The organism is Microbacterium helvum (assembly GCF_014779795.1).
Lineage (GTDB): Bacteria > Actinomycetota > Actinomycetes > Actinomycetales > Microbacteriaceae > Microbacterium > Microbacterium helvum.
Genome location: NZ_JACXZS010000004.1, coordinates 18211 through 39057, shown reverse-complemented (window position 1 = coordinate 39057; position 20847 = coordinate 18211). Strand labels below are relative to the sequence as shown.

Sequence of the window (20847 nt, the reverse complement as noted above, 5' to 3'; positions counted from 1 at the left end):
CAGGAGTACACATGGCCGAACCACTTGTCGCGACGAGCGTCTTCGACAGGCTGTTGAGGGACCGCATCATCTGGCTCGGGTCCGAGGTGCGCGACGAGAACGCCAACGAGATCTGCGCGAAGATCCTGCTGCTCGCCGCTGAGGACTCCGAGAAGGACATCTACCTGTACGTCAACTCCCCGGGCGGCTCGATCACGGCCGGCATGGCGATCTACGACACCATGCAGTTCGTGCCGAACGACATCGTCACGGTGGGCATCGGCATGGCGGCCTCGATGGGCCAGCTGCTGCTGACGGCGGGCACCAAGGGCAAGCGCTACATCACGCCCAACGCCCGTGTGCTGCTGCACCAGCCGCACGGCGGCTTCGGCGGCACCGCGAGCGACATCCAGACGCAGGCGCAGCTGATCCTCGACATGAAGAAGCGTCTGGCCGAGATCACGGCGGCGCAGACCGGCAAGTCGGTCGAGCAGATCAACGCCGACGGCGACCGGGACCGCTGGTTCTCGGCGCAGGAGGCGCTCGAGTACGGCTTCGTCGACCACATCCGCGAGTCGGCGGTCGACGTGATCGGCGGCGGCGGAACCGACGGCGGCGCCCGCGCGGCGGAGTGACGGCACCGAAGGCGAAAGAGAGAGAACCCGGAATGCAGACCCCCACCTTCGGAGGTGCCCCGATGGCACCCCAGGGCCTCCAGATGCCCGGCAGCCGCTACATCCTGCCGCAGTTCGAGGAGCGCACGGCGTACGGCTACAAGCGCCAGGACCCGTACAACAAGCTGTTCGAGGACCGCGTCATCTTCCTGGGCGTCCAGGTCGACGACGCCTCGGCGGATGACGTCATGGCCCAGCTGCTCGTGCTCGAGTCCCAGGACCCCGACCGCGACATCATCATGTACATCAACTCGCCCGGCGGCTCGTTCACGGCCATGACCGCGATCTACGACACCATGCAGTACGTGTCGCCGCAGATCCAGACGGTCGTGCTCGGCCAGGCGGCCTCCGCGGCCGCCGTGCTGCTCGCGGCCGGCGCGCCGGGCAAGCGTCTCGCGCTGCCGAACGCCCGCATCCTGATCCACCAGCCCGCCATGGGCGAGGCGGGTCACGGCCAGGCGTCCGACATCGAGATCCAGGCGCAGGAGATCCTCCGCATGCGCACCTGGCTCGAGCAGACGCTGTCGAAGCACTCCAACAAGACGGTCGAAGAGGTCAACAAGGACATCGACCGCGACAAGATCCTCTCGGCCGAGGAGTCGGTCGCGTACGGTCTCGTCGACCAGGTGCTCACGACCCGCAAGCGCGGACAGCAGGCGCTGACGAAGTAGCCCTTCGGCGCGCTCAGCGGGATGCTGTCACGCCCCGCCTCCCGGATCGTCCGGGCGGCGGGGCGTTTCGTTGTGCGGCGTGCGCGTTCCGCTCACCGCGAACCCCCGGTCGTCCACAACGTGCGTCGCAATGCCGCCGCATGTCGGCGTCAGCTATTAGGCTCGGAGGACAGCTGGGGGGCTTCCCCCGGACGCGACGAGGAGGAGCCTCATGGCACGCATCGGTGAGAGCGCCGACCTGTTCAAATGCTCCTTCTGCGGCAAGAGCCAGAAGCAGGTCCAGCAGCTGATCGCCGGCCCCGGCGTCTACATCTGCGACGAATGCGTCGAGCTGTGCAACGAGATCATCGAAGAGCGCATGGCCGAGTCGTCCTCGGGCGTCGTGGCCGACTTCGATCTTCCCAAGCCCCGCGAGATCTTCGCGTTCCTCGAGGAGTACGTCGTCGGCCAGCACGACGCCAAGCGGGCGCTGTCGGTCGCGGTGTACAACCACTACAAGCGCGTCCGTGCGCACGGCACGATCCAGTCCGCGGAGCAGCGGGCAGAAGAGATCGAGATCGCCAAGAGCAACATCCTGCTGCTCGGCCCGACGGGCTGTGGCAAGACCTACCTGGCTCAGACTCTCGCGAAGCGGTTGAACGTCCCGTTCGCCGTCGCGGACGCCACCGCCCTCACTGAAGCCGGGTACGTCGGCGAGGATGTCGAGAACATCCTCCTGAAGCTGCTGCAGGCCGCCGACTTCGACACGAAGCGCGCCGAGACGGGCATCATCTACATCGACGAGGTCGACAAGATCGCCCGGAAGGCCGAGAACCCGTCGATCACGCGCGATGTGTCGGGCGAGGGCGTGCAGCAGGCGCTGCTCAAGATCCTCGAGGGCACGGTCGCCTCGGTGCCGCCGCAGGGCGGGCGCAAGCACCCGCACCAGGAGTTCATCCAGATCGACACGACGAACGTGCTGTTCATCGTGGCCGGGGCGTTCGCAGGACTCGAAGACATCATCTCGTCGCGCGTCGGCAAGCACGGGGTCGGCTTCGGAGCCTCGCTGCACCGCAAGGACGAGGACCTCAACCTGTTCGGCGATGTGCAGCCGGAAGACCTCCACAAGTTCGGTCTGATCCCGGAGTTCATCGGCCGACTGCCCGTCGTGGCCTCGGTGTCGCCGCTCGACCGCGAGGCGCTGATGGAGATCCTGACGGAGCCCAAGAACGCGCTGGTGAAGCAGTACCACCGCATGTTCGAGCTGGACGGCGTCACGCTCGAGTTCGATCGCGAGGCCCTCGAGGCGATCGCCGACCTGGCGGTCGCTCGCAAGACGGGTGCGCGCGGCCTGCGCGCGATCCTGGAGGACGTGCTGGGGCCGATCATGTTCGAGATCCCGTCGACCGACGACGTCGACAAGGTGATCGTCACGCGCGCCTCGGTCGACGAGGGGGCGCCGCCCACGCTCGTGCTGCGCGAGAAGCGCAAGAGCGCCTGACCCGATCCGCTCCCACGAGGGTACGCGATGGCCGATCTGGAACCTGACCTCGATGGCTTCAGCGGCGTCATGAGCGCGCGCCGCGGCGACGAGGTGCTCGGCGAGTGGGCCGTGGGCATGGCCGACCGGACGTGGAGCGTTCCCCACACTCCCGACACGCGGTTCGGGCTGGCCAGCGGCACCAAGACGTTCACGGCGCTCACGGTGCTCTCGCTCGTCGGCGACGGTCTGCTGAGCCTCGGCACGACCGCGCGCGAGATCCTCCGTGACGACCTTCCGCTCATCGCGGACGACGTCACGATCGACCACCTGCTGACGCACCGCTCCGGCATCGGCGACTACCTCGACGAAGAGATCGACGCCCTGGCTCCCATGACGGTGCCGGTCCAGCAGCTCGACTCGACCCCCGCATACCTCGCGGTGCTCGACGGCTTCGAGACGAAGTTCCGCGCGGGCGAACGGTTCTCATACTGCAACGGCGGCTACGTCGTGCTCGCGATCCTCGCCGAGCGCGTGTCGGGCACGCCGTTCCCCGAGCTCGTTGCGCAGCGGGTGTTCGCACCCGCCGACATGACCGCATCCTCGATGCCGCGCTCCGACTCCCTTCCGCCGCAGACCGCGACCGGGTACAAGGACGACGGGCGCACCAACGTGTTCGAGCTTCCGGTGCAGGGGTCAGGCGACGGCGGGGCGCACTCGACGGTGGGTGACCTGCACCGCTTCTGGCTCGCTCTGCGCGGCGGGCGCATCCTGCCGGCAGAGCTCGCGGCCCTGGCCACCGAGACCGTCACGGACGACGCCGGCGACGGGATGGGCTACGGCCGGGGAATCTGGCTCGATGGCGAGGACCTCCTGCTGTCGGGCGGCGACCACGGGGTCACCGCCTCGAGCAGGCACGACCCGCGCACCGCGGCGACGGTGACGGGCCTCGCCAATGTCGAGGTGCCGACCTTCGCCCGGGTGAAGTCGCTCATGGCAGCAGTGCGGTCGTCGTCGCGCTGACAGGGATGTCGGAGCCTGCGCGTAGCGTCGGCGCATGTCCACTCCGCAGCCGTTCACGATCACCGTCGCCGATGCCGAGCTCGCCGACCTCAACGACCGCCTCGACCGGTTCCGGCCGCTGCCCGATTCGCCGCGGCGGCCGCCCGCGGGGATGTCGGCGGACTACCTCAGCGAGCTCGTCGCGAGCTGGCGCGCGTGGGACTGGCGTGCGCGTGAGGCGTGGCTGAACGCGCATCCGCAGTTCCTCGTCGACATCGATGACACCACTCTGCACTTCGTGCACCTGCGGTCGGACCGCCCCGATGCGCCCGCGCTGCTGCTCATGCACGGCTGGCCCCACACGTTCGCCCTCCAGCTGGACTTCGCCGACCTTCTGCCGGACTTCGATGTGGTGGTGCCGAGCTTCCCGGGGTTCGGCTTCTCGACCGCCTACGCGCAGGGGCCCATCACCGAGAAGCGGCTCGCAGCGACGATGCACACGCTCATGACGGAGGTGCTCGGCTACCGCCGGTACCTCACGTACGGCGAGGACGTGTCGGCCAACGTCAACGACCTCATCGCGGGCAGCTACCCCGAGGCGGTCGCGGGAGTCGTCGCGACGCACTCGCACTTCCCGTCGCGGGCTGAGCGGCCTCTGCTCACCGCGCCCGACGAAGTGGCGTTCTTCGAGCGTCTCGACAGCTGGGGCGGGGCGAACGGCGCTTATGGACACGTGCAGGCCACGCGTCCCGACACGCTCGCAGCCGGCCTCAACGATTCGCCCGCCGGACTCGTGGCGTGGCTGGCCGAGAAGCTGGTGGAGTGGAGCGACACCCCCGAGGGCGACCCGCGGATGGTCGAACGGCGCATCGACCGTGACCGCATCCTCACCGAGGCGATGATCTACTGGACCACCCAGAGCATCGGCACGTCGTTCCGCCCGTACTACGAGGGCGCGGACCAGCCCGACGAGATGCCCGCTGTCCAGGTGCCGGCATCCGTCCACATCCAGCGGCACGAGTGGGACTATCCAGAGTCCCTCGCCCGAAGGTTCTACGTGGACCTGCGCGCCTTCGAGCGGCTGGACGAAGGCGGCCATTTCACGGTCGCCGAAGTGCCGGCAGCCATGGCCGAGCGCGTGCGTGCTTTCGCGCGGGAGCTCGCACTCGTCTGAACGCGGCGGGCGGATCCGCAGGCGGGCGCGGCGGTGCACACCGCAGCGCCCGCCAACGGGATCAGTCCGCGAGCCCTCGGCGTTCCAAGAGCGGCTGGATGTCGGCATCCCGTCCGCGGAAGTCGCGGTAGGCCTCGAGCGGGTCCTTCGAGCCGCCGACGCCCAGCAGGCGGTCGCGGAAGCGATCGCCGTTCTCGCGACGAAGCCCGCCGTTCTCGCGGAACCACTCGACGGTGTCGGCGTCGAGCACCTCGCTCCAGATGTACGAGTAGTACCCGGCGCTGTAGCCGCCGGAGAAGACATGCGCGAAGTATGTCGACGAGTACCGCGTGGGAACGGCCGGGTTGTCGAGACCGATGTCTGCGAGCGCAGCGGCTTCGAACGCGGCGACGTCGATGTCGGCTGCCGCCTCGGCGGACGACAGGGAGTGCCATGCCTGGTCCAGCCAGGCGGCGGCGAGGTACTCGCTGGTCGCGAAGCCCTGGTTGAACGCCTCGGACGCATGCAGCTTCTCGACGACGTCGGCCGGCAGCGGCTCGTCGGTGTCGATGTGGCGCCCGTAGGACGCGAGGATCTCGGGCCAGTAGATCCACATCTCGTTGACCTGGCTGGGGAACTCGACGAAGTCGCGGAACACGTTCGTGCCTGCGAAGTGCGGGTAGGTCACGGTCGCGAAGAGCCCGTGCAGGGCGTGCCCGAACTCGTGGAACAGCGTCGTGACCTCGTCGAGGCTCAGCAGGGTCGGCCGCCCGGCGGCCGGCTTCGGCACGTTGAGGTTGTTGACCACGATCGGGGCGGTGCCCCGCAGACGCGACTGCAGCACGATCGAGTTCATCCAGGCGCCGCCCCGCTTGGTGTCGCGCGTGTACAGGTCGAGCACGTACAGCCCGAGCGGCGATCCGTCGGCGTTGTGCACCTCGAACACGCGGGTGTCGGGGTGGTAGCCGTGCAGGTCGTGGCGCTCCGTGAACGTGATGCCGTACAGATCGGTGGCCGCGCGGAACACACCGTCCTGCAGCACGCGCTCGGCTTCGAACCACGGACGCAGCGCGGCGCGGTCGAGGTCGTACTCGGCGGCACGCACCTTCTCGGTGTAGAAAGCCCAGTCGTGCGCCGCAATGGGGAACGGCGCGGACTCCGCGTCGACGATCGCCTGCAGCTTCCGCTGCTCGCGGACGGCGTTGCGTGCCGCGGGCACGGCGAGCTCGCGCAGCAGGTCGTGGACGGCAGCGGGGGAGCCGGCGGTCTCGTCCGATGTGATGTACGCGGCGTGCGAGTCGTAGCCCAGCAACGCGGCGCGCTCGGCCCGCAGCCGAACGATCTCGAGCAGCGTGGCACGGTTGTCGTGGTCGTTCCCGCGCGATCCGCGAGAGCAGGATGCCGCCAGCAGGCGCTCGCGCGAGGACCTGTCGGTGAGGCTCGACAGGTAGGGGTGCCCGGTGAACAGCGTCAGCGTGACGACCCACTTGCCGTCGAGGCCGCGGTCCGTGGCGGCCTGTGCGGCAGCCGACAGCTCGCCCTCGCTGAGCCCGTCGAGCTCGGCCGCGTCGTCGAACACGACGGCCAGATCGTTCGTGTCGGCGAGCAGGTTCTTCTCGAACTGAGTGGTCAGCGTCGACAGCCGCCGGTTGAGCTCGGTGAGCCGCTGCTTCGCAGCGTCGTCGAGACCGGCACCGGCGTGCGACATCTCCGTGAAGTGCCGCTGCACGAGGTATCGCTGCTCGGCGTCGAGATCGAGCTGGTCGAGCTGCTCGTGCAGCGTCTTGATCCGCCAGAACAGCGCGGAGTCGAGCTGGATCGAATCCTGGTGTGCCGACATCAGGGGTGCGAGCTGCTCTTCGATCGCCTGGATCTCGTCGGTCGCGTCGGCCGAGGACACCGTGTAGAACGTGCGGGCCACATCACCCAGCAACCGGCCGCTCGCCTCGAGCGGCACCATCGTGTTCTCGAACGTCGGCATAGAGCGCACCACGGTGATCCGAGACACCTCGGCCTTGTGCTCGTCGAACGCCTGCTCGAAGGCCGGAAGGTAGTGCTCGGGGCGGATCGCGCCGTAATCGGGGAGGCCGTACGGAAGGGTGCTGGGGGACAGGAGCGGGTTGTCGGTCGCCATGGACGCCAGCCTACTTCCCGTGCAGATCTTCCCGAGAGAACTTTGCAAACAAACAGTTGCAAAGAAGTACTTGCAAAGAAGTCTTTGCATTCGCTACAGTCGAGCCATGGAAGACGAGAACCCCCGCACCGCGGAGGATGCAGCCGAGAATCCCCGCGGCGACCGCGTCCTCGACGCCGGCGCTCTGCGGGCGCTGGCGCACCCGCTGCGGGTCAAGATCTACGACATCCTCAGCCAGTACGGCCCGCAGACCGCGAGCTCGCTGGCCGAGCGGCTGGGGGAGTCCTCGGGCTCGACCAGCTACCACCTGCGCGCTCTCGCGAAGCAGGACCTCATCCATGAGGTGGACGGGCGCGGCTCGGGCCGCGAGCGCTGGTGGGAACGTCCGAGGGGTGGCGTGTCGTTCGCGAACGCCGAAGCCATCAAGACACCGTCCGGCCGGGCCGCGACGCAGATCGTCATGGGCGAGTTCTTCAAGCTCCGCCAGGAGCAGCTCATGCACTTCATCGATCGCGGTCTCGCCGAAGAGGAGGAGGAGTGGCAGGAGGGGAGCATGATCTCCACCGCCACCGCCCGCCTCACCCCGGAGCAGTCCGCCGAACTCTCCCGCAACATCATGGCGCTGATCGACGACGCCGTGGACAAGTACCGCACGCAGACCGGCGAGAACGTCCGTCCCGTGACCATCCGGGCCGACCTCTTCCCGCTTCCGGAGCTCGAAGACCAAGGAGCGCTGTCATGACCACCATCACCGCCCACCGCGTCGCCTCGCCCCGCGCCGTCGTCCGCACCACCGCGTTCGATCGTGCGCTGCTGCAGGCGGCATCCGCTCTCGACGCGTTCGTCGTCGCCCGCCTCGAGCGCCGCGCGAGCGTCGGCCGGCGCCGGGCCATCGTCGCTCAGGATGCCGCAGCCACCACCCGCGGAGCCGCCGAAGCACGCGGCGCCCTGGGGCTGCTTCCGCGATGAGCGACTCCGTCGGCATCGCGTCGAAGACCGCGTCGCCGGCCGGGCGGGCACGCAGGGTCCCGCTCGGCCGCGACTTCGGCAAGCTCTGGACCGCCGCCGCGTTCAGCAACCTGGCGGATGGCATCGGGCGCACCGCCGTCCCGCTCATCGCCACGACACTCACCCACGATCCGCTGATGATCTCGGTGCTCGGCGCCCTCGCCTTCCTGCCATGGCTGCTCTTCGGCCTGCCTGCCGGCATGATCGTCGACCGCTTCGATCGCCGCATCGTGATGGCGATCGCGAACGCCTTCCGTGGCGCGTCAGCGCTCGCTCTCGCCGTCCTCACGGTCACCGGCACGCTGTCGATCTGGGCGCTGTTCGCCGGCACACTCGTGTTCGGACTCGGCGAGACGCTGTTCGACAATGCGACGAACGCGGTCATCCCCGGCGTCGTGAAGCGCGAGCAGCTCGACCGCGCGAACGGCTGGATGCAGGCCGCGCAGATCACGATCGACAGCTTCATCGCCACGCCCATCGGCGGCGTGCTCTTCGGCATCGCCCTGGCGGTGCCGCTGTGGGTGGACGGGGCCGCCTACCTGATCCCCATCGTGCTGGCTCTCATGCTGCCGCTCTCCGCGGCGCGGCCGTTGCGCGAGCCCGCACCCGAGACCGTGCCCGACCCCACCGCCCCCGATGTCGCCCCCGCCGGAGCGACGTCCGAGCCTGTGCCCGCTCCGGTCGCGCAGACCTCGGTATCGGCGCACGAGGCGATCCGATTCCTGTGGCACCACACCTACCTGCGGTCGATGGTCGTGTTCACGTCCGTCGTCGGATGCTGCCTGTCGTTCGCGCAGGCCGTCACGGTGCTGTTCTTCCTCGACGTCCACCATGTCGACCCGGTGGCGATCGGCTTCGTGACCGCGGGCATCGGCATCGGCGCGCTCGTCGGATCGCTGCTCGCCTCGCGCCTTGTCGCGTGGATCGGACGTGGTCCGGTGATGGTCGCCGCCAACGCCATCGTCGCGGTCTCGTCCGTGCTGGTCGGGCTCGCCCCGAACGTGGGCCTCGCGATCGCCGCGTACGCGCTCATGGCCTTCGCGGTGTCGACCTGGAACGTGCCGTGGGGCGCGCTGCGCCAGCAGATCATCCCACCGCACCTGTTCGGCCGGGTGCTCGGCATCACGCGCATGCTGACGTGGGGGATCTTCCCGATCGCGACGCTCCTGGGCGGGCTCGTGTCGAGGATCAGCCTTCAGCTGCCCTTCGTGATCTCCGGGGTGATCGTCGCAGTCGCCACGCTCGTCGCACTGCGGCTGCTGATCGTCGGCACCCGCGAGGCGGGAGCCGAGGCCGGGGCGGTCCCGGCCGCCTGACCTACGACGAGGGCCCACGAACCGCGGTTCGTGGGCCCTCGTCGTATGCGGCGACGGTCAGGCGAACTCGTCCTCGTCGTCGTGGCGCACCACGACTGCGCCGGACCGGTCGACCGTCACGATGACGCCGGTGTCGAGCTCGGCGACCGGGCGGCCCTCGAGCCAGGTCAGGGTCCACCGCGGCGCGGGGGTTCCGGGCGGCAGATCCCGCTCGACGGCCGTGAGCTGCTCGTGCAGCTCCTGCGGGACGGCGGCGGGAGGCTGGTCGCCTGCGGTCCAGCGCGTGCCGAGCTGCATGTCAGGCCTCCTGCGGGGCGAGGTCGACCCGATCGATCACGAGCTCGTTCCAGCCGTCGAGAAGCTCGAGGGTCTCGATGCGTCCGACTGCACGCAGATCGCCCTCGGCGAGCCGAAGGTTCGCGATGGTCCGATCGTCGGCACGCAGGGTGAGGGTCGTCACCGGCGTCTTCTGGGATGCCTTCGCCTCGGTCTTGGCGCGACGGATGCCGATGAGCGCCGCACTGGCCGAGGTCAGGACCGCGGGGTCGCCCCACTCCTCGTCGGGAGCGACCGGCCACTCGGCCGTGTGCACGGAACCGACGTTGAACCACGACCACGCCTCTTCGGTCGCGAACGACAGCACCGGCGCGAGCAGGCGCAGCAGCGCCGACAGCGCCAGTCGCAGCGCAAGGGCGGCCGAGGCCTGACCCGCGTCGGTCTGGTTGTACGCGCGCTCCTTGACGAGTTCGAGGTAGTCGTCGCAGAACGTCCAGAAGAAGGACTCGGTCACTTCGAGGGCGCGTGCGTGGTCGTAGTTCTCGTACGCCTTGGTCGCTTCGCGCACCACGCCGTGGAGCGTCGCGAGCATCGACGCGTCGAGCGCGTGAGTGACCTCGGCGCCCTCAGGCACCGGGAACGACAGCACGAACTTGGCGGCGTTGAGCACCTTGATCGCCAGTCGCCGGCCGATCTTGATCTGCGTCGGGTTCTGCGGGTCGAACGCGGCGTCCGTGCCCAGGCGGCTCGACGCCGCCCAGTACCGCACCGCGTCCGAGCCGTGCTGCGACAGGATGTCGGCGGGCGTGACCACGTTGCCCTTCGACTTCGACATCTTCTTGCGGTCGGGGTCGACGATGAAGCCCGAGATGGCGGCATCCGTCCATGGGGCGCGGTCGTCCTCGAGGGCGCTGCGCAGCATCGTCGAGAACAGCCAGGTGCGGATGATGTCCTGACCCTGCGGTCGCACGTCGAACGGTGCGACGAGGTTCCACAGCTCGGGATCGCGCTCCCAGCCGCCGGCGAGCTGCGGCGTCAGCGACGACGTGGCCCACGTGTCGAAGATGTCCTTCTCGCCGTCGAAGCCGCCTGCGATGCCGCGCTGCTCGGCGGTGTACCCCGGCGGTACGTCGGTGGACGGGTCTACCGGCAGCGACGACAGATCGGGGACGAGCACGCGGTCGTAGTCGCGCTCGCCGTTCTCGTCGAGCGCGTACCACAGCGGGATCGGGACGCCGAAGAAGCGCTGGCGCGACACGAGCCAGTCGCCGGTCAGTCCGTTGGTCCAGTTCTCGTATCGCACGCGCATGAAGTCGGGATGCCACGACATGCCCTGCCCGAGCGTGATGAGCTTCTCGCGCAGCGCCTCGTCGCGGGCGCCGTTGCGGATGTACCACTGGCGCGTCGAGACGATCTCCATCGGGCGATCGCCCTTCTCGTAGAACTTCACGACGTGCGTGAACGGCTTCGGGGCGCCGATCAGCTCGCCCGACTCCTGCAGCAGCTCCACGATGCGCTTCTTCGCGCTGAACACGGTCTTGCCCGCGAGCTCGGCGTACGCCGCTCTGCCGGCATCCGTCACGATCACCTCAGGCGCGTCGGTGAGGACGCGGCCGTCGAGGCCGAGGATGGTGCGGTTCGGCAGTTGCAGCTCGCGCCACCAGACGATGTCGGTCACATCGCCGAACGTGCAGATCATGGCGATGCCGGAGCCCTTGTCGGGCTGCGCGAGCGGGTGCGCGAGCACGGGCACCTCGACGTCGAAGAGAGGCGTGCGCACGGTCGAGCCGAACAGCGGCTGGTAGCGCTCGTCGTCGGGGTGCGCCACGAGGGCCACGCACGCGGGGAGCAGCTCGGGGCGGGTGGTCTCGATGTGCACGTCGCCGGCGCCGTCGGTGCGGTGGAACGCCACGCGGTGGAAAGCGGCGGGCTGCTCGCGCTCCTCGAGCTCGGCCTGCGCGATCGCAGTGCGGAAGTCGATGTCCCACATGGTGGGCGCGAGATCCTGATACGCCTCGCCGCGCTCGAGGTTGCGCAGGAACGCGAGCTGGCTGGTGCGGATCGTGTCGTCCGAGATCGTGCGGTAGGTCTGGGTCCAGTCGACGCTGAGGCCGAGCTGACGGAACAGCGCCTCGAAGTGCTTCTCGTCCTCGACGGTGAGCTTCTCGCACAGCTCGATGAAGTTGCGGCGGCTGATCGGCAGCTGGTCGGCAGCTCGGCTGGACTTGTTGTCGCCGCCCTCGAACGGCGGGGTGAAGTCGGCCTGGTACGGCAGCGACGGGTCGCAGCGCACGCCGTAGTAGTTCTGCACGCGCCGCTCGGTCGGAAGACCGTTGTCGTCCCAGCCCATCGGGTAGAACACCGTCTTGCCTCGCATGCGCTCGAAGCGCACCTTGAGGTCCGTGTGGGTGAACGAGAAGACGTGACCGATGTGCAGCGATCCGGAGGCCGTGGGCGGCGGGGTGTCGATCGAGAAGACGCCGTCACGGCCGACCTCGGCGGCACGGGCGCGATCGAACAGATAGGTTCCCTGCGCGCGCCACGCGTCATCCCACTTGCTCTCGAGGCCCTCCAGTGCGGGCTTCTCCGGAATCTGCGCGTCGGACATGGATCTCCTCGATCGATATGTGCGGCACTGTGTGAGCGTGCCTGAGTGTGGGATGTCGATCGATTCTACAGGGGTGCGATCCCTCGGCAGCTGAACGAGCGGATGCCGGCGGCCGTCGGCGCCGCCGGGCCACGCGCCGCGGCGAGGCGTGGGCGGCATCCACTCGTCTTCATCGTCAGGCGGCGACGGTCGCCGTCTCGGGCTGCGTCTCGAGCTCGGGCTCGACGGGCCGGCGGGTGGCGAGCCACGCCGACACGAGCGTGATCACCGACATGATCGCGAGGATCACGCCGGGGTGCCACCACGCGAACTCGGTCGCGGACCCGAGCTGGAGGGTGAGATACGGCACGAACCCGCTGATCGTGGCCGCGAGCGCGTAGGCGAACGACAGTGCCGAGTAGCGGAAGTGATCGGGGAACAGGTCGTTCATGAGCCCGCCGAGCGCCGCCCACGCCATGGTCGGCAGGATGCCGCCGACGATCATCGTCGCCACCAGGATCGGGAAGGTCGCGAACTGCAGCAGGAAGTACATCGGGAACGTGATGACGAGCGTGCCGAGCGCGCCCCACAGCACGACGCGGGCCGAGCCGATGCGGTTCGCCCACGCACCGAACAGCGGGATCGTGACGAGCTGCAGAAGTCCTCCGATCGTCGTGGCTATCAGCAGGTCCTGGAAGCTGAAGCCGAGCTCGGTGACGCCGTAGTTGACGGTGTAGGTGTTCATCAGCGAGTACGAGCCGATGCCCAGAAGCGCCGCGCCGATGGCGATCGCCATGGCGCCGGGACGTTTGGCGAACATCGTCACGAACGGCACGCGGTCGCGGCGGCCCTCCGCGACGAGTCCGGTGAACACCGGCGTCTCGGTGATCGACCAGCGCAGGTACAGCGACACCAGCAGCAGCGGGACTGCGAGGAGGAACGGGATGCGCCAACCCCACGCTGCCATCTGCTCAGCCGGGAGGACAGCGGTCATGACGATGAAGACGACGGCCGACAGGATGGATCCGACCGGCGAGCCGAGCTGAGGGACGGCGGCGTAGAACGCACGCTTGAGGGGACCGGAGTTCTCGGTCGCGATGAGGATGGAGCCACCCCATTCGCCGCCGAGCGACAGGCCCTGCACGATGCGCAGGACGATGAGCAGCACGGCTCCGAGCCAGCCCGCCTGGGCATACGTGGGCAGCAGGCCGATGAGGCCCGTCGCGACGCCCATGATCCCTACCGTCCACAGGAGCGTGGCGCGGCGGCCCAGGCGGTCGCCCATGTAGCCGAAGATCAGCGCACCGATCGGGCGCACCACGAACGCGAGCGCGATCGTCAGGAACGCGACGCTCGTTGCTCCGATCTCGCCCAGCGGGTCGAAGAAGAGCGGTCCGACGAAGAACGCCGAGAAGTACGCGTACAGGTAGAAGTCGAAGGATTCGAGGGACGTGCCGACCATCGAGGCCCACGCGACACGGCGTGTGGGCGAGCTTTCGGGAACGATGGCGGCCCGTGGGCTCTCGGGCGATGCGGGTGCGGCTGCGGTCACGGACGTCAATCTTGGCACGAGTCCAGAAACCCCATGCGGTGGGCCCGCATTCCCGCCGCGCCTCAGTCCTTCGAGACCGCGTTGGCGGCGATGACGTCGGCGAAGTACCCGGCGCTCTTCTTCGGCGTGCGCTCCTGCGTCTCGAAGTCGACCGCGACGATGCCCCACCGCTGCGTGTAGCCCTCCGCCCACTCGAAGTTGTCGAGCAGCGACCACACGTAGTGGCCTTCGAGCGGGACGCCGTCGCCGATCGCTCGCGCAGCCTGCTGGAAGTGCGCGCGCAGGAACTCGACGCGGTCGGGATCGTCGACGGTCAGGTCGGCGGTCGGGTCCGGGATGCCGTTCTCGGTGATGATCAGCGGGATCGCGGGGTACTCGTCCTTCAGGCGCATCAGCAGGTCGTACAGTCCCTGCGGATCGATCTGCTGCCACGAGGCGGCGGAGGTCGGCGCGACCTCGACGGTGTTGCCGATGCCGTCCACGCCCGTCACGCCGTAGTACTGGACCGCCAGCAGATCGCACGGCTCCGAGATGATGTCGAGGTCGCCGGGCTGCTGCAGCGCGAGGAAGGCGGTCGCGTCGGCGGGCAGCTGCCCGGGCTCGTCGCCGAGCGCGTCGTCGGGGTAGGCGCCCTTCAGGATCGGATCGAGGAACAGCCGGTTCTCGCGCGCGTCCGTGAACGTGGCCGCCTCGGGGTAGTCGGGTTCGGTCGCGATGACCGGGATGAGGTTGAGCGCGGCCCCGATGCGGCCGGGGACGCCGCTCTCTCGGAAGCGTTGTACCGCGAGCCCGTGCGCCAGCAGCTGGTGATGGACGGCGGCTGCGGCGGTGTCGGCGTCGCGCAGCCCGGGCGCGTGCGTGCCGTACCAGTGACCCACGAACGCGTGCGTCTTGGGCTCGTTGACGGTCAGCCAGTCCGCGTTCGCGTCGCCGAGCGCGTCGAAGCAGACCGCTGCGTAGTCGGCGAATCGCGCAGCGGTATCACGCGAGGTCCAGCCGCCGGCATCCTGCAGGGTCTGCGGCAGATCCCAGTGGAACAGTGTGATCGTGGGCTGGATGCCGGCGCCGACGAGGGCGTCGACCAGGCGCCGGTAGTAGTCGAGGCCGGGCTGGTTGACCTCACCCGTCCCGGTCGGCATCACGCGCGACCACGAGATCGAGAACCGGTACGCCCCGAGGCCGAGCGAGCTCATCAGGGCGACGTCGTCGGCATACCGGTGGTACTGGTCCGCTGCCGGGTCACCGGTGGAGCGGTCCACGATCTTGCCGGGGAGCGCGGCGAAGGTGTCCCACACCGAGGCGCCCCGCCCGTCCGCGGTGAGTGCGCCCTCGATCTGGAAGGCACTGGTGGACGCGCCCCATGTGTAGCCCTTCGGGAAGGCCATCGGCTCCGCGGGCGGCGCCCACGGGGCGGGGGTGGAGCTCGACGTCGGGGCGGGTGTCGAGCCTCCCGGGGTGCAGGCCGCCAGGGCCGCGGTCAGGGTGGCCCCGCCGGCGGCGAGGAGGAAGGTCCGGCGGGTCAGATCGCCGTCGGGGCGCAGGGGAGTGGGCATCGTCGCCTTCGTGTGCGGGAGTCGGGGGTCACGCGTGGGAGCGCTCCCACGCTCGGCACAGCCTACCGCATCGCCGCCGGGTAGAATCAAGTCCAGCGACATCGATCCGGCCATCACCGGGGAGTCTTCGGAAGAACGCGGTGCTCGTCCGTCATCGGACGGGCACCGTCACTAGAACCGAACGGGTCAGGCCCGTCACAGCCGCAGTGAGAGGGGATGGATGCCGGGCCACCGGCATCCATCAATGCAGGGTGGTACCGCGGCAGACCTGGATCCGCATCCGGGACGGCCGTCCCGGCAGGAAGCACACGAGCGAGCACCTGCGAGAGATGATGACCTACCCCCGCCCCTCCGCCTTCGGCCCCGCCGCCGACGCGGCGCCTGCCCCCCTCGTCCCGAGCCCCCGCTTCCCCGACATCGAGCAGGAGACGCTCGCCTTCTGGGAGGCCGACCAGACCTTCCAGGCCTCCATCTCGCAGCGCGAGGGCGCGGAGGAGTGGGTCTTCTACGACGGTCCTCCGTTCGCCAACGGACTGCCGCACTACGGCCACCTGCTGACCGGCTACGCGAAGGACCTCTTCCCGCGGTTCCAGACCATGCGCGGCAAGAAGGTCGACCGCGTGTTCGGGTGGGACACGCACGGCCTTCCGGCCGAACTCGAGGCCATGAAGCAGCTCGGCATCACCGAGAAGAGCGAGATCGAGGCGATGGGCATCGCGACGTTCAACGCCAAGTCCCGTGAGTCGGTGCTCGCTTACACGCGCGAGTGGGAGGACTACGTCACCCGTCAGGCGCGCTGGGTCGACTTCGACCGCGGCTACAAGACGCTCGACCTCACCTACATGGAATCCGTCCTGTGGGCGTTCAAGACCATCTACGACAAGGGCCTCGCCTACGAGGGCCACCGCGTGCTGCCGTACTGCTGGCGCGACGAGACGCCGCTGTCGGCGCACGAGCTGCGCATGGACGACGACGTGTACCTGATGCGCCAGGACCCGTCGGTGACGATCACCTTCCCGCTCACGGGAGTCAAGGCCGAGGCGCTCGGGCTCACCGGCGTGCGGGCGCTCGCCTGGACGACGACACCGTGGACGCTCCCGACGAACTTCGCGCTCGTCGTCGGGCCTGACATCCGCTACGTCGTCGTGCCGGGCGGACCGGCCGGTGCCGCCGACGTGCCCGCGGGCGACGACCCCGAGGGCGCCACGGCGCACCGCTACCTGCTCGCGGAGGAGCTGCTCGCCGGGTACGCGAAGGACCTCGGCTACGAGTCGGCGGAAGATGCCCGCGCCGCCGTCGAGCAGACCCTGCTCGGCGCCGACCTCGAGGACGTCACCTACGACCGCCTGTTCGACTACTACGCGGATGCCGCCACCTGGGGCACGGGCTCGGCCTGGCGCATCCTCGTCGACGACTACGTCACCACCGCGGACGGCACCGGCATCGTGCACCAGGCACCGGCCTACGGCGAGGACGACCAGCGGGTCACCGCGGCCGCCGGCATCCCCCTCATCATGAGTCTCGACGACGGTGGACGCTTCCTGCCGCAGGTGACCGACGTCGCCGGCCAGCTCTGGATGGACGCGAACCGCCCGCTCATCCGCCTGCTGCGCCAGGAGGGGCGCCTGCTGCGCGAGGCGAGCTACGAGCACTCGTACCCGCACTGCTGGCGGTGCCACAACCCGCTCATCTACCGCGCCGTATCGAGCTGGTTCATCCGCGTCACCGACATCAAGAGCCGGATGCTCGAGAACAACGAGCTCATCACCTGGGTGCCCGGCAACGTCAAGCACGGACAGTTCGGCAAGTGGCTCGAGGGCGCCCGTGACTGGTCGGTGAGCCGCAACCGCTACTGGGGGTCGCCGATCCCGGTGTGGAAGAGCGACGACCCCGAGCATCCGCGCATCGACGTCTACGGCTCGCTGGAAGAGATCGAACGCGACTTCGGGCGTCTGCCGCGCAACGCGGAGGGCGAGGTGGACCTGCACCGCCCGTACATCGACGACCTCACGCGCCCCAACCCCGACGACCCCACCGGCAAGAGCACCATGCGCCGCATCGAGGACGTCTTCGACGTGTGGTTCGACTCCGCGTCGATGCCGTTCGCCCAGGTGCACTACCCGTTCGAGAACCATGACTGGTTCGACGAGCACTCGCCCGCGGACTTCATCGTCGAGTACATCGGGCAGACCCGCGGGTGGTTCTACGTCATGCATGTGCTGTCGACGGCGCTGTTCGACCGCCCCGCGTTCACGGGCGTGTCGTGCCACGGGATCATCCTCGGCAACGACGGGTTCAAGGCCTCCAAGTCGCGGCGCAACTACCCCGATGTGAACGAGACCTTCGAATCCGACGGCTCCGACGCGACCCGCTGGTACCTCATGGCGAGTCCGATCCTCCGCGGCGGCAACTTCATCGTCACCGCAGAGGGGCTGCGATCCGGGGTGCGGGAGTTCCTGCTGCCGCTGTGGAACGCGTGGTACTTCTTCGCCACCTACGCCAACGCCGCGACCGGCCCGGGCGGCGAGGGCTACCAGGCGTCCTGGCGGACCGATTCGACCGACGTGCTCGACAGGTACATCCTCGCCCTCACCGGCGACCTCGTCCGCGACGTGGCCGACGACCTGGACGGGCTGGACTCGCCGGCTGCGGCGGCCCGCCTGCGCGGTTTCGCCGAGGCGCTGACCAACTGGTACATCCGCCGTTCGCGCGACCGGTTCTGGGTCGGGGTGACCGAGGACGACCCCCGCAGCACCGAGGCGTTCGACACGCTCTACACGGTGCTCGAGACGCTCACGCGGGTGGCCGCTCCGATGATCCCGCTGATCTCTGAGCGCGTCTGGCAGGGGCTGACGGGCGGCCGCAGCGTCCACCTGCAGGACTGGCCCGACGCGTCGCAGTTCCCCGCGGCCGCCGACATCCGCACGGCCATGGACACCGTGCGCGAGGTGTCGAGCGTCGCGAACGCGCTGCGCAAGAAGGAGGGACGCCGCGTCCGGCTCCCGCTGCCGCGGCTCACGGTCGCTGTTTCGGATGCTGCCGCCCTGGCACAGTTCGACGGCATCCTCCGCGACGAACTCAACGTCAAGTCGGTGGAGGTGCTCGAGCTCGCCGACGACCTGTCCGCGCGCTACGGCATCAGCAAGCGGCTGAGCGTCAACGCACGGGCTGCAGGGCCGCGCCTGGGCAAGCAGGTGCAGCACGTCATCGCCGGCGCGAAGTCGGGTGTGTGGGAGGAGCGCGACGGCGCGGTCGTCGTCGACGGGATCGCCCTGCAGGAGGGCGAGTACGAGCTCACCCTCGAGGCGGGCGGCGTCGACGAGGGAACCGCGATCGCGCTCCTGGCCGAGGGCGGCTTCGTGCTGCTCGACACCACCACGACCCCCGAACTCGAGGCCGAGGGGCTGGCGCGCGACGTCATCCGCGCCGTGCAGGACACGCGCAAGGCGGCCGGGTTCGATGTCAGCGACCGCATCCGCCTGACCCTGGTGTTCGACGACGCCGCCGACGGCGACGCGGTGCAGTCGGCGTTCGTCTCCGCCGACGTCGCGGGGGAGACGCTCGCGGTCGAGCACGCGGTGCTCGTGGCGCCCGATGCGCTCGTCGACAGCCACGACCACCAAGCCACCTTCCCCGCGGGCACCTACGCCAACCGGGGCGAGTTCACAGTGGCCGTGTCGAAGGCGGAGGTCTCGAAGTGAGCGATCGCGACCGCCGGCGCGCCGACGCGGTGTACGAGGCGCTGCTGCAGCGCCAGGGTGAGCGCTGGGTGCAGCCGCGTGTCGATCGGACGCGCCGCGTGCTCGAACTGCTCGACGACCCGCAGCGCACGTACCGCGTGGTCCACGTCACCGGCACCAACGGCAAGACGTCCACCAGCCGCATGATCGAGAGTCTCGTGCGCGCGCACGGCCTGCGCACCGGCCTGTTCACGAGCCCCCATCTCGAGCGGTTCACCGAGCGGATCATGGTCGACGGCGAGCCGATCGACGATGCGGCGGTCGCGGAGGCGTGGGACGAGATCGTGCCCTTCGTCGGGATCGTCGATGCCGAGCTCGAGGCTGCCGGCGACGCGCCGCTCACCTTCTTCGAGCTGCTGACCGTGCTCGCCTTCGTGGCGTTCGCCGATGCGCCCATCGACGTCCTCGTGCTGGAGGTCGGCATGGGCGGCGCGTGGGACTCCACGAACACGGCGGACGGCGACGTCGCGGTCTTCGCTCCCATCGACGTCGACCATGCCGATCGGCTGGGCGACACGATCGCTGAGATCGCCACGGTGAAAGCCGGCATCATCAAGGACGGCGCGGCCGTCGTGTCGGCACGGCAGGATGCGGCCGCCGAGGCCGTGCTGCGCGCCGCCGCCGACGCGCGCGGAGCCACGATCGCCTTCGAGGGCGGCGAGTTCGCGCTCGCCGAGCAGCGTCTGGCCGTGGGCGGGCAGCAGATCACGGTGCGCGGTCTGGCCGGCACCTACCAGGACGAGTACCTGCCGCTGTACGGCGCACACCAGGGTTTCAACGCGGCGCTCGCGATCGCCGCGGTCGAATCGCTCGTGGGCGGGGGCACGCAGCCGATCGCCGGCGACGTCCTCGCCGAAGGGCTCGGGGGCGTCACGTCGCCGGGCCGTCTGCAGCTGGTCGGTGCGGCCCCGACCGTGCTCGTCGACGCCGCGCACAATCCGCACGGCGCCCGCGCGCTCGTCACCGCGCTGCGCGAGTCGTTCGACTTCGATGAGTGGGGTGTCGTGCTGGGCGTCCTGTCCGACAAGGACGCCGCAGGCATCGTCGACGCCCTCGCGCCGGTGGCGGCCCACATGTTCGCCACCGCGCCGGACTCCGAGCGTGCCGAGGACGCCGACGCCATCGCCGATCTCGCGGAAGCGCACGACCTGCGCGTCTCGGTGCACCGGGACCTCTCCGAGGCCGCTGACGCGGCACGGGCGTGGGCCGCGGCATCCGACCGCCGCGCCGTCGTCATCGCGGGGTCGGTCGTGCTCGCGGGTGAAGCACTCGCGCTGTCGGTCGCCGAGGACTGGAAGGCGGGGTGGAGCGAGTGAGCGAGACAGGGCCGTCCGGCGCGGGCGAGCCACCGCTGAAGCAGCGTCGCGCCCGCGGCGCCGAGGAGTCCCTCGCGACCATCGTGCTCGGCTTCGAGTCGATCATCGCGTTCCTCGGCGGGCTCGTCGTCTACGGGTTGAAGGCGCTGCCGGCGAGCATCCCCCCGTGGTGGGGGATCGTCACCGGCGCAGTGGTCGCGCTCCTCATGATCGCGACCACCCGCGTCACGCGGTACCGGTGGGGGATCGTCCTCGGCTGGGCGCTGCAGCTCGTCGTGCTGCTCGGCGCGTTCCTGGTGCCGGCGCTCGCGATCGTGGCCGTCGTTTTCGGCGTCATGTACGGGTATGCCACCATCAAGGGGGCCGCCCTCGACCGACGCAACGCCCGCCTCGCGGCCGATCACCCCGAATAGTCCCAGAAGAAGTC

At 69.4% G+C, this 20847-nt stretch carries 16 protein-coding genes; 11 read left to right on the top strand and 5 right to left on the bottom strand.

The annotated features are described in order from the left end of the window. Positions 1-11: 11 nt before the first annotated feature. The 5 genes from IF188_RS07135 to IF188_RS07115 all read left to right on the top strand — a co-directional run bounded on the left by IF188_RS07135 (position 12) and on the right by IF188_RS07115 (position 4959). The gene (locus IF188_RS07135; RefSeq protein WP_191171106.1) at positions 12-614 is read left to right on the top strand and encodes an ATP-dependent Clp protease proteolytic subunit; all 603 of its coding nucleotides are present in this window, start codon (positions 12-14) and stop codon (positions 612-614) included. Positions 615-646: 32 nt separating this feature from the next. Next, positions 647-1324: an ATP-dependent Clp protease proteolytic subunit gene (locus tag IF188_RS07130; RefSeq protein ID WP_018171011.1), complete on the top strand. Its 678-nt coding sequence runs from the start codon at positions 647-649 to the stop codon at positions 1322-1324. Between the two features lie 211 nt (positions 1325-1535). Beyond that, a complete protein-coding gene (gene clpX / locus IF188_RS07125) occupies positions 1536-2804 on the top strand; it encodes an ATP-dependent Clp protease ATP-binding subunit ClpX (RefSeq protein ID WP_191171105.1) in 1269 nt (422 codons plus the stop codon). A 27-nt stretch (positions 2805-2831) separates the two neighbouring features. Next, positions 2832-3806 (top strand): serine hydrolase domain-containing protein, encoded by a 975-nt coding sequence (locus tag IF188_RS07120; RefSeq protein WP_191171104.1) that lies wholly within the window; start codon positions 2832-2834, stop codon positions 3804-3806. 34 nt (positions 3807-3840) lie between these two features. After that, a complete protein-coding gene (locus IF188_RS07115) occupies positions 3841-4959 on the top strand; it encodes an epoxide hydrolase family protein (RefSeq protein WP_191171103.1) in 1119 nt (372 codons plus the stop codon). Positions 4960-5020: 61 nt separating this feature from the next. On the opposite strand, the gene IF188_RS07110 is transcribed toward IF188_RS07115, so the two are convergent. After that, positions 5021-7072, bottom strand: a complete 2052-nt coding sequence (locus tag IF188_RS07110) for a M3 family metallopeptidase (protein ID WP_191171102.1) — start codon at positions 7070-7072, stop codon at positions 5021-5023. 106 nt (positions 7073-7178) lie between these two features. Here IF188_RS07110 and IF188_RS07105 point away from each other — a divergent pair, with 106 nt between their 5' ends. Genes IF188_RS07105 through IF188_RS07095 form a run of 3 tightly spaced genes read left to right on the top strand, consistent with a single transcriptional unit; the run spans position 7179 to position 9396 of the window. Then, on the top strand, positions 7179-7814 hold the full coding sequence (locus IF188_RS07105; RefSeq protein WP_191171101.1) for an ArsR/SmtB family transcription factor: 636 nt from the start codon (positions 7179-7181) through the stop codon (positions 7812-7814). Then, complete coding sequence (locus IF188_RS07100; RefSeq protein ID WP_191171100.1) at positions 7811-8041, top strand: hypothetical protein; 231 nt, start codon at positions 7811-7813, stop codon at positions 8039-8041. Before IF188_RS07105 ends, IF188_RS07100 begins: the two co-directional genes overlap by 4 nt. After that, positions 8038-9396, top strand: coding sequence for an MFS transporter (locus IF188_RS07095; protein ID WP_191171099.1), 1359 nt, complete (start codon positions 8038-8040; stop codon positions 9394-9396). The genes IF188_RS07100 and IF188_RS07095 overlap by 4 nt, the downstream gene beginning before the upstream one ends. Before the next feature lie 57 nt (positions 9397-9453). On the opposite strand, the gene IF188_RS07090 is transcribed toward IF188_RS07095, so the two are convergent. From IF188_RS07090 to IF188_RS07075, 4 genes are all read right to left on the bottom strand, one after another. Continuing rightward, positions 9454-9693, bottom strand: a complete 240-nt coding sequence (locus IF188_RS07090; protein WP_191171098.1) for a hypothetical protein — start codon at positions 9691-9693, stop codon at positions 9454-9456. Between the two features lies 1 nt (position 9694). Next, positions 9695-12280, bottom strand: a complete 2586-nt coding sequence (gene valS, locus IF188_RS07085) for a valine--tRNA ligase (RefSeq protein WP_191171097.1) — start codon at positions 12278-12280, stop codon at positions 9695-9697. Positions 12281-12455: 175 nt separating this feature from the next. Continuing rightward, a complete protein-coding gene (locus tag IF188_RS07080) occupies positions 12456-13811 on the bottom strand; it encodes an MFS transporter (protein ID WP_318152826.1) in 1356 nt (451 codons plus the stop codon). A 62-nt stretch (positions 13812-13873) separates the two neighbouring features. Continuing rightward, a complete protein-coding gene (locus IF188_RS07075; protein WP_191171096.1) occupies positions 13874-15364 on the bottom strand; it encodes a GH1 family beta-glucosidase in 1491 nt (496 codons plus the stop codon). Positions 15365-15696: 332 nt separating this feature from the next. On the opposite strand from IF188_RS07075, the gene ileS reads away from it, so the two are divergent. From ileS to IF188_RS07060, 3 genes are read left to right on the top strand one after another with little or no spacing between them, the layout of a single operon-like run. Further along, entirely contained in the window at positions 15697-19065 is a 3369-nt protein-coding gene (gene ileS / locus IF188_RS07070; RefSeq protein ID WP_191171095.1) for an isoleucine--tRNA ligase, read from the top strand. Beyond that, entirely contained in the window at positions 19062-20420 is a 1359-nt protein-coding gene (locus IF188_RS07065; protein ID WP_191171094.1) for a bifunctional folylpolyglutamate synthase/dihydrofolate synthase, read from the top strand. The genes ileS and IF188_RS07065 overlap by 4 nt, the downstream gene beginning before the upstream one ends. Beyond that, positions 20417-20833 (top strand): DUF4233 domain-containing protein, encoded by a 417-nt coding sequence (locus tag IF188_RS07060; RefSeq protein ID WP_318152825.1) that lies wholly within the window; start codon positions 20417-20419, stop codon positions 20831-20833. Before IF188_RS07065 ends, IF188_RS07060 begins: the two co-directional genes overlap by 4 nt. Positions 20834-20847: the final 14 nt, after the last annotated feature.